Origin of the sequence: Enterococcus sp. E5-162, from assembly GCF_035725965.1 — a bacterium.
Taxonomy (GTDB): Bacteria; Bacillota; Bacilli; order Lactobacillales; family Enterococcaceae; genus Enterococcus_B; species Enterococcus_B lactis.
In genome coordinates this window covers 141,342-149,167 of record NZ_JAPRFV010000007.1, presented here as the reverse complement: position 1 = coordinate 149,167, position 7,826 = coordinate 141,342, and the positions used below count along the sequence as shown (strand labels likewise).

Annotated in this window: 7 protein-coding genes, 1 pseudogene and 1 riboswitch; of the genes and pseudogenes, 1 reads left to right on the top strand and 7 read right to left on the bottom strand. The window is 38.8% G+C overall.

Features of this window, described 5'->3' with window-relative positions; all coding sequences use genetic code 11:
• Positions 1-119: pseudogene (locus OZZ83_RS08780) on the top strand (LysM peptidoglycan-binding domain-containing protein); the annotation flags it as partial.
• An 83-nt stretch (positions 120-202) separates the two neighbouring features.
• Here OZZ83_RS08780 and OZZ83_RS08775 read toward each other — a convergent pair.
• The 7 genes from OZZ83_RS08775 to OZZ83_RS08745 form a co-directional block, all read right to left on the bottom strand.
• Entirely contained in the window at positions 203-925 is a 723-nt protein-coding gene (locus OZZ83_RS08775) for a TatD family hydrolase (RefSeq protein ID WP_002319981.1), read from the bottom strand.
• A gap of 1 nt (position 926) precedes the next feature.
• Positions 927-1,652, bottom strand: coding sequence for an ABC transporter ATP-binding protein (locus tag OZZ83_RS08770; RefSeq protein WP_278023698.1), 726 nt, complete (start codon positions 1,650-1,652; stop codon positions 927-929).
• An 11-nt stretch (positions 1,653-1,663) separates the two neighbouring features.
• Complete coding sequence (locus tag OZZ83_RS08765) at positions 1,664-2,656, bottom strand: ABC transporter substrate-binding protein (RefSeq protein WP_002309523.1); 993 nt, start codon at positions 2,654-2,656, stop codon at positions 1,664-1,666.
• A 14-nt stretch (positions 2,657-2,670) separates the two neighbouring features.
• On the bottom strand, positions 2,671-3,414 hold the full coding sequence (locus OZZ83_RS08760) for an ABC transporter permease (protein ID WP_002309524.1): 744 nt from the start codon (positions 3,412-3,414) through the stop codon (positions 2,671-2,673).
• A gap of 73 nt (positions 3,415-3,487) precedes the next feature.
• Positions 3,488-3,592, bottom strand: a riboswitch (TPP riboswitch).
• A 62-nt stretch (positions 3,593-3,654) separates the two neighbouring features.
• Positions 3,655-4,977 carry a dihydrolipoyl dehydrogenase family protein gene (locus OZZ83_RS08755; RefSeq protein ID WP_002313860.1) on the bottom strand — a complete coding sequence of 441 codons (1,323 nt, stop codon included), beginning with the start codon at positions 4,975-4,977 and terminating at the stop codon, positions 3,655-3,657.
• Positions 4,964-5,929 carry an ABC transporter ATP-binding protein gene (locus OZZ83_RS08750; RefSeq protein ID WP_002309526.1) on the bottom strand — a complete coding sequence of 322 codons (966 nt, stop codon included), beginning with the start codon at positions 5,927-5,929 and terminating at the stop codon, positions 4,964-4,966. The genes OZZ83_RS08755 and OZZ83_RS08750 overlap by 14 nt, the downstream gene beginning before the upstream one ends.
• Complete coding sequence (locus OZZ83_RS08745; RefSeq protein WP_002319985.1) at positions 5,926-7,464, bottom strand: ABC transporter permease/substrate-binding protein; 1,539 nt, start codon at positions 7,462-7,464, stop codon at positions 5,926-5,928. Before OZZ83_RS08745 ends, OZZ83_RS08750 begins: the two co-directional genes overlap by 4 nt.
• Between the last annotated feature and the right edge of the window lie 362 nt (positions 7,465-7,826).

The window sequence follows — 7,826 nt, the reverse complement described above, 5'->3', positions numbered from 1 at the left end:
ACTTGAATGGTGATTACTCTGCTGCGAACCAAGAAAAAGTGGCAGAACAATATGTTGCTTCACGTTATGGTTCTTGGGAAGCTGCGAAAGCATTCTGGGAAGCAAACGGTTGGTACTAAGATTCATTTATTAATCGAACGGTTTACTTTTATACAAAGAAAGCCAAAAGAGGTGCGACACTAGTTGTGTCACACCTCTTTTTTTATTTACCTAATCTAATGAAACGTTCCAAGTTTTGATAAGTATTTTTCTTAACTTCTTCAACTGATAGCTCTTTGATTTCAGCGATTGTCTTTAACTGTTCTTCAAGCAGTGAGACATAATCTTTTTCTGAAAAATTATCCCCTAACGCCCACTCTGCTGCATGTAGTCCATCCGTTTCAATAAGTAAGTGGTCGATTGGGACTGTTTTAGCTAGTTGCCAGACTGCTGGGTTCTTTTTCAAATCAAGACCAATGCTGAAATAACAGCCTAAATCAATATAGTCTTGTTGATAGTCCAAAGAAGAATACCAATGAATCAAATAGTGATTAGGGTAAGCTTGGATATAGCTTAAGATCTCTTTTTCGCATCCTTTTGTATGCAGTACAACAGGTTTCTTATTTATGGCTGCAAAAGCAAGCTGTTGCTCAAACACCCTTTTTTGTGTAGACAGTGGCACATTCGTCCAGATATTGTCTAACCCTATTTCACCGATGATCCTTGCTTTCTTCAAAAAAAGCTCAACATGTGCAAACGTATAGCTATCCGCTTTCCAAGGGTGGATACCGTAACTTAAGACTTGATTCTTGCTTGTTGCAAGCCGTCTGTTTTTCTCCCATTCTTCTGGCGAATCACAATTAATGATCGTCAAAATCGTGTGTTCCTGCTGAAGGAGTGCTAAACTCTGACTCCCATCTAAATGACAATGAGCATCACTTAACATCTCATTCACCTGCCAATAACTGATAAATCGTTTGCTTCAACTCTGATTGCTGCAGTAGCCATTCACGTGACCGTCGTTTTTCAGGCACTTGAATCTCAGCAATCACATGTGCCGGACGGGCGGAAAGCACAAGGATCCTGTCTGATAAATAAATTGCTTCTTCAATATCATGTGTCACGAGCAAAGTAGTTCGCTTTGCTTTTTTAGGCAGTTTCAGCATCCAGTCTTGCATCTGCCCTCTGGTCATAGCATCTAACGCTCCAAATGGTTCATCAAGAAGCAAGTAAGAAGAAGGATTCATGATTGTTCGTAACAAGGCCGTTCGCTGCTTCATCCCGCCAGATAATTGTTCCGGCAAAAAATGTTCATAGCCGTTTACCCCAAAGATATCCAGATAATCCCTTATTTGTTCTTCATTGATTGCTAGATGATTGATTTTTTGATATAACGTAACGTTTTGATAGACGCTCAGCCAAGGAAGTAACATATCTTCTTGCGGCATATAACTAAATGCTGTATGGAGACCAGTTACTTTTTGATCGTCTACTTTGATCGTTCCAGAAGTCATAGGCTGGACTCCTGTTAAAGTTTTCAGCAATGTTGACTTACCGGCTCCGCTTGGCGCGACAATCGATGTAAAAGTATCTTTAGGGATAGTGAAATGGATGTCTTCTAATATTTTCAGGTTTTCAATGACTACATTCAAGTGGCTGATTTGGATTGACACATCTATCACTCCTATTTTATAAACTGATTAGTGAATAGTTCTTTCGAAGGTACATCTTGCTTGATCAATCCGTTTTCCTGCATAAAAGCTGTATAATTGCGCCAAACTTTTTCTTCCATCAATCCCCAATTCTCAGGATCATCCGTATAATTTTTTGACAAGAATGCTTGTGATTCTTCTAAAAACGTCCATTCGTTTCCTTTTGCATATTTTTGCAACAGTTTAGCACTGTCGTTTGGATCTTTAATAGCTTCCTGATAGCCTTTTTTCGTGGCATCCATAAAAGACTGTACCAATCCTGGATCATTTTTGATCAGTTGATCATTCGTAATAATTACCGGAGTATAGTAATCTAACCGTTCATCTAATTCTTTCAATGGGATATAGTTTAGTTCAATACCCGCTTCTTTTGCTTTGATCATATCCCAACCTTCAAAGTACCATTGGATATCTGAGGATTTTCCTAAGCTTTCTGGCCCTTCTCCATTGCTTCCTACCATTGTCAGTTTTGAAAAGTCACCGCCGTCTTTTTCCATCACAGCTTTTAAGACAGCTTCTTCACTTGGACTTTGCCAACCTGCATATGTTTTTCCTTCAAAATCTTTTGGTGAATGGATGTTACTGTCTGATAGGGTGGCGAATCCAGAAGTATTATGTTTGATCACTGTAGCAATTGCTTTGACTGGTATATTCTTTCCATCTGCGTGCGCATAAGTGACATCTTCTTGATAACTTATACCAAATTGTGCTTTGTCCGCACCTACTAGACCAATACTTGTCGAATTATCTCCTGGTTCGACGATTTGGACATCTAAACCAGCCTCTTTATAATAGCCTTTTTCTTTTGCTACGTAGATGCCAGTATGATTAGTATTTGGTACATAATCCAAAACAAGTGTCACTTTTTTCAAATCCTTCGTTTCTTGTTTGCTACTTGTTTCTTTTGCAGTGCCACAAGCGGATAAAAGCAACAGTAGCGGTAATAAAAGCCATAATTTTTTCATTTGATCCCCTTCTCTTAAAAAGTATAAAGCATACGGTAATACCCTTTTTTCAATAATGAACAAGCGCCATTCAGCAATAAACTCAATAAAATGACACAAATGATCGCAGCAAAAACTTTATCAATCTGGTAGCTGTTTTTTACGCGTATCATATAATACCCTAAGCCTGCTTGAGCGCTTAGCCATTCTCCAACGACTGCTCCACTGACACAATAAGTAGCGGCTACTTTTAAACCGGAAAAGAATCCGGATAAACCCGCTGGTATTTTATATATTCGATAAATCTTCCCTGTATCTGCCCCCATCGTTTTCAAAAAGATGATTTGCTCCTTCGATACTTTCCTCAATGTATCCGAAAAAGAAACTACGATCGGAAAATAGCTTATCAAGACAACAAGAATCACTTTTGGAAGCATACCGAAACCAAACCATAGGGTCAATAATGGCCCTAAAACCATGATTGGCAACATTTGAGAAATCACTAGTAATGGATAAAAAGACATTTCTAAGAACTTCCAATAATCCATTGCCAAAGCAGTAATAAAAGAAAGAACGCTAGCTATTGCCAAACCAATCACTGCTTCATTTAATGTTGTGACAGAATGGGAAAGCAATACTTGTGCATCTGCTGTTAACGCAGAAAATACAGCAGCAGGTCCGGGTAAAATAAAAGCGGGTATTTTCCAAACTAAGACAACAATCTGCCAAATAATTAAAATGAATGCCATACTGACTGCTGGATAAAGATTTTTCTTCATTTTGACGCCTCCTTTCTTCTAATATGGATAACAAAAAACGCTTGAAATGGGCACGACATAGTAACCCGCTTCAAGCGTCTGCTATGTTTCTCCCTTCACCAGTATTAACTGACAGGTTCAATGGGTCTAAGTTCACAACTTACTCTCATGTCGTCTACGACATCCCCAGAAACAGGTATTCATTTTTTAAAGTGTAGCACAAGAAGGAAAAAGCAACAAGCGCTTTAGTTATCATGCTGATTATTTCAATAAATAGGAGAGATCACTTGCCAATGTCGGATACCCCATGATATAGCTATCCAACTCTTTTTTAGTCAATTTTTGATTGATGACTAGTGTCAAATCATCAATCAATTCGTCTGCTTGCTCGCTAATCACTGCAGCACCAATCAAATAATTTTGCTGGTCGAAAGTTAATTCAGCCTTAGCAACTGGTTCATTGACGCGATGATAGGTGAACCAATTGGTAAGATCCATCTCTACCACTTGATCTGACGAAGAGGCGTGACTTTTTGTAATCCCTACTTCAGCAAGCTTAGGACTAGCGTAGACGATCGTGGGTATAATTGGATATTTGATAGGGCCGCCTATTGCATCCGTTATCCGCTTAGCTACATAATTCCCTTCAAAAGTGGCGACTGGTGTCAATTTGGGTGTTTTCCTTGAAACAATGTCTCCACACGCAAAAATTTTTGGATTGCTCGTTTGCAGATAATCATTGACCTCAATCCCGTGTTTATCAAAGACGACATTCGCTTGTTCAAGTGCTAAAGATTCTGTATTCGGCTGTCTCCCAGTCGCACAAAAAATCATATCTGCTACTAATTCCGTATCTTTTCCGACTAAACGATATCGAGTTCCTTCCGAGATGATCTTTTGGGTTTCAACATCAAAAGCAAACTGAATACCAGATGCTTCCATTTGATGGACGGCTTCCTCTACCAAAGACGCCTCAAATTCTTTTAATGGTCGTTGATTATGATGGACAATGGTTACTTTACTCCCTGCAGCATTGGCAATCGTAGCCAGTTCAAAAGCAATATATCCGCCGCCAATAAAAATAATTTCTTTAGGCAGTACAGGCAATGATAAAAAATCTGCACTAGTCTTCAAGTATTCCTTTCCTTCCACCGGTAAGATCGTGGGTCTTTGTCCTGTTGCCAGAACAAAGTAATCTCCATGAAAAACTTCTTCATTGACTTCAATAGATGAGTTGTCTAAGAAACGAGCGGTCCCTGAAAGATGATCGATTCCAGCTTCTGCCAATTGTTTTTTTCGATTTTCTGGAACTGGATCTGTGAATGTGCGTTTGAATTTTTGGAGTTCTTCCCAATTAGCGGTTGGGATCTCGTTAAATCCTTTTCCATTCAATTGTTTTATCCGATTACGGGCTTCTACTGCACTCAACAAGACTTTTTTAGGATCACATCCACGGTTAGGACAAGTCCCGCCCCATAGATCTTCTTCGACCACTAGTACTGTTTTACCTGCTTCTTTCAATCCATAAGCAGCACTTAAGCCGCTCACACCTGAACCGATGACGATTGCCTCATATGTTTTCATTTTCTTCCTCCTCTCGACTTAAAAAAGTAAAGACTTCTTTACTTGTCAGTGAACCAATATTTTTTCCTTTTTCTACTATCACAATGTTTGGGTACACTGAAAGAAGTGAATACACTTCTTTCAGAGGCGTATCAAGGCAAACTTGTTGATGACTGTTTTTTGGTACTTCTTTTAAAAAATATCCATTGACGACTAAATCTTCGACTCGCCATTCTTTCGTCTGTTTCGGTTCATCAAAGAAATGCCGTACATATTCATTTTTAGGATTCATCAATAACTGTTCTGGTGTGTCGCATTGGATAATTTCTCCATCTTTCATAAACGCAATACGATCTCCTAGCTTGATTGCTTCTTCCATATTATGCGTAACGAAAACGATGGTCGTTCCTAGTTCTTCATGTAAAGATAAAACTAATTCTTGTAATGAATTTCTTGAAATAGGATCTAATGCGCTAAATGGCTCGTCCATCAAAATCACATCTGGGCTTGCAGCAATGGCTCGGATGATCCCGATTCGTTGCTGTTCTCCTCCAGACAACTCTCTAGGCATACGATCTCGATAAATATCAGGAGATAAGCCAACTTTTTGAAGAAGTTCATCTACACGATCTGCTCTTTTCTGCTTTTCCCAACCTAACATTTCAGGTATGACTTCAATGTTTTGCTTGACTGTCATGGTCGGGAACAAAGCGATTTGCTGCAGCACATACCCCATATTCCACCGCATTTTCTGCAGATTATATTCATTTAACGATTTTCCTTTGAAGTAGATGTCTCCTGCTGATGGTTTAGATAATCCATTGATCATTTTCAAAGTAGTTGTTTTTCCACTACCAGAAGGCCCAACCAAAACAAAGATTTCTCCTTCTTTGATTGCAAGAGTTAGGTCATCAATGACATATTTTCCATCGTACTTTTTTTGCACATGTTTAAATTCGATTAATTTAGTCACTGATCTCCCTCCTTTAGTAATCCTTCGTTTTCCAGGAAGGTTCGTGCTACTTCTGCCGGTTTTTTCTTTTCGACATTGACTTGATAGTTCATATCGATCATTTGATTTTCTGTTATTTTTCCGCTTAATTTATTCAGCGCTTCAACGATTTCAGGATGGTCCTTGGCGAAATCTGTTTTCATCAGTGGCGCGCCTTGATAAGCTGGGAATAGCCCTTGATCATCTTCTAGAGTGACTAGATCATACTCCTTGAGTTGGCTATCTGTGGAATAAGCATCCACAATATTGACATCTCCATTATTGATTGCTTGGTAACGCAAACTTGGTTCCATGCTTTGTACACTTGAAAAATTCAATCCATATGCTTCTTGAATTCCTTTATATCCATCGGAACGATCAATAAATTCCAGTGTGAATCCCGCTTTGATCTGATTAGAAACTGCTGCTAAATCGGAAATCTTTTTAAGTTGATGCTCGTCTGCAAAAGATTTCTTGACCGCCAAGGCATACGTATTTTGATAAGCCATTGGTTTCAATAATGTCATATCGAATTGTTTGTTCAATAATTCTTCTGCTTCGTCATATGTTTTTTCTTTTGTCAAATCAGCACTTTTCATTGCTTCAGGTACCTTCACCAAGCTCTCTAGGACAGTCCCTGTGAATTCAGGATAGATATCGATTTGCCCTTGATCCAAGGCATTGAACAAAAAACTAGTCTTGCCAAAATTCGGTTTTAATTCAACTTCTGTTTTTGTGTTGTCTTCAATCAATTCTTTGTACATTTGGATCAGGATTTCAGGTTCCGCTCCTAATTTTCCAGCAATCGTGATGGTTTCATTTTTAAACAAGGCAGACTGATATAAAGAAACGCCCCCAACTAAACACACCACGGCTGCTAAAGTAATGATAGAATATCGAGGTTTCTTATGCTGCAACCAGCGAATCAATCCGCTGAATATAATGGCAAGCAAGGCAGAACTGATTGCACCAATCAATGTTAAAACTGGTGTGTTGCGGTCGATACCTAATAAAATAAATGTTCCTAATCCACCTGCTCCGATCAATGCCGCCAAAGTAGCCGTACCGATGATCAAAACTAAGGCAGTTCGGATACCTGAGATAATGACAGGCAATGCGATGGGAAGTTCTACTTTCAGCAAGCGTCTCATCCTGGACATACCAAATGCTACCGCCGCTTCTTCAATAGACGGGTCAATCTCAGCTAGACCAATGTACGTATTTTGGAAAATCGGAAGCAAAGCGTAAATAACAAGTGCAATCAATGCTGGAACAGTTCCGATCCCTACAAATGGGATAAGTAACCCTAATAAGGCAAGTGAAGGAATCGTTTGAAGCACACCCGTGATCTGCAATAAGACTTCTGCCATTTTTTTATGATTAGCTGCCCAAATTGCTAGAGGAATAGCAATCAGTGCTGCAATCAGCAAAGAAATGAGAGAAATAGACAGATGTTGAAATGCAGCTTCCAGCAACTCGCCTTTTCTTTCACTTAATGTTTGTATAAAATTATTCATGCGACCTTCCTTTCTGTTATTCTTTAAGTATAAACATTTCTTTACATTTTCCCAACTAACTTGACTTACCTTAACCCTACTAGGCGTCAGTAATTAATAAAAATATCACCTCTAAATATGCGGATAAAAAAAGAATCCGAGCAACAAAATCGGATAGATTTATTGGTTCTCGTTTCTTCACAACGAACATCCAATACATCTATACGAAATAATCACTCGGAATCAACCGTATCGTTTTTCATATACAACTTTTCTTTTAATTAAAAAGAAACAGCCAATAAAGTAGAAATCTCGTGGGGGAGAACACCTTTATTGACCTGTTCAACAAGTATTATACTGTATCATGACACTTTTTTGCCAAA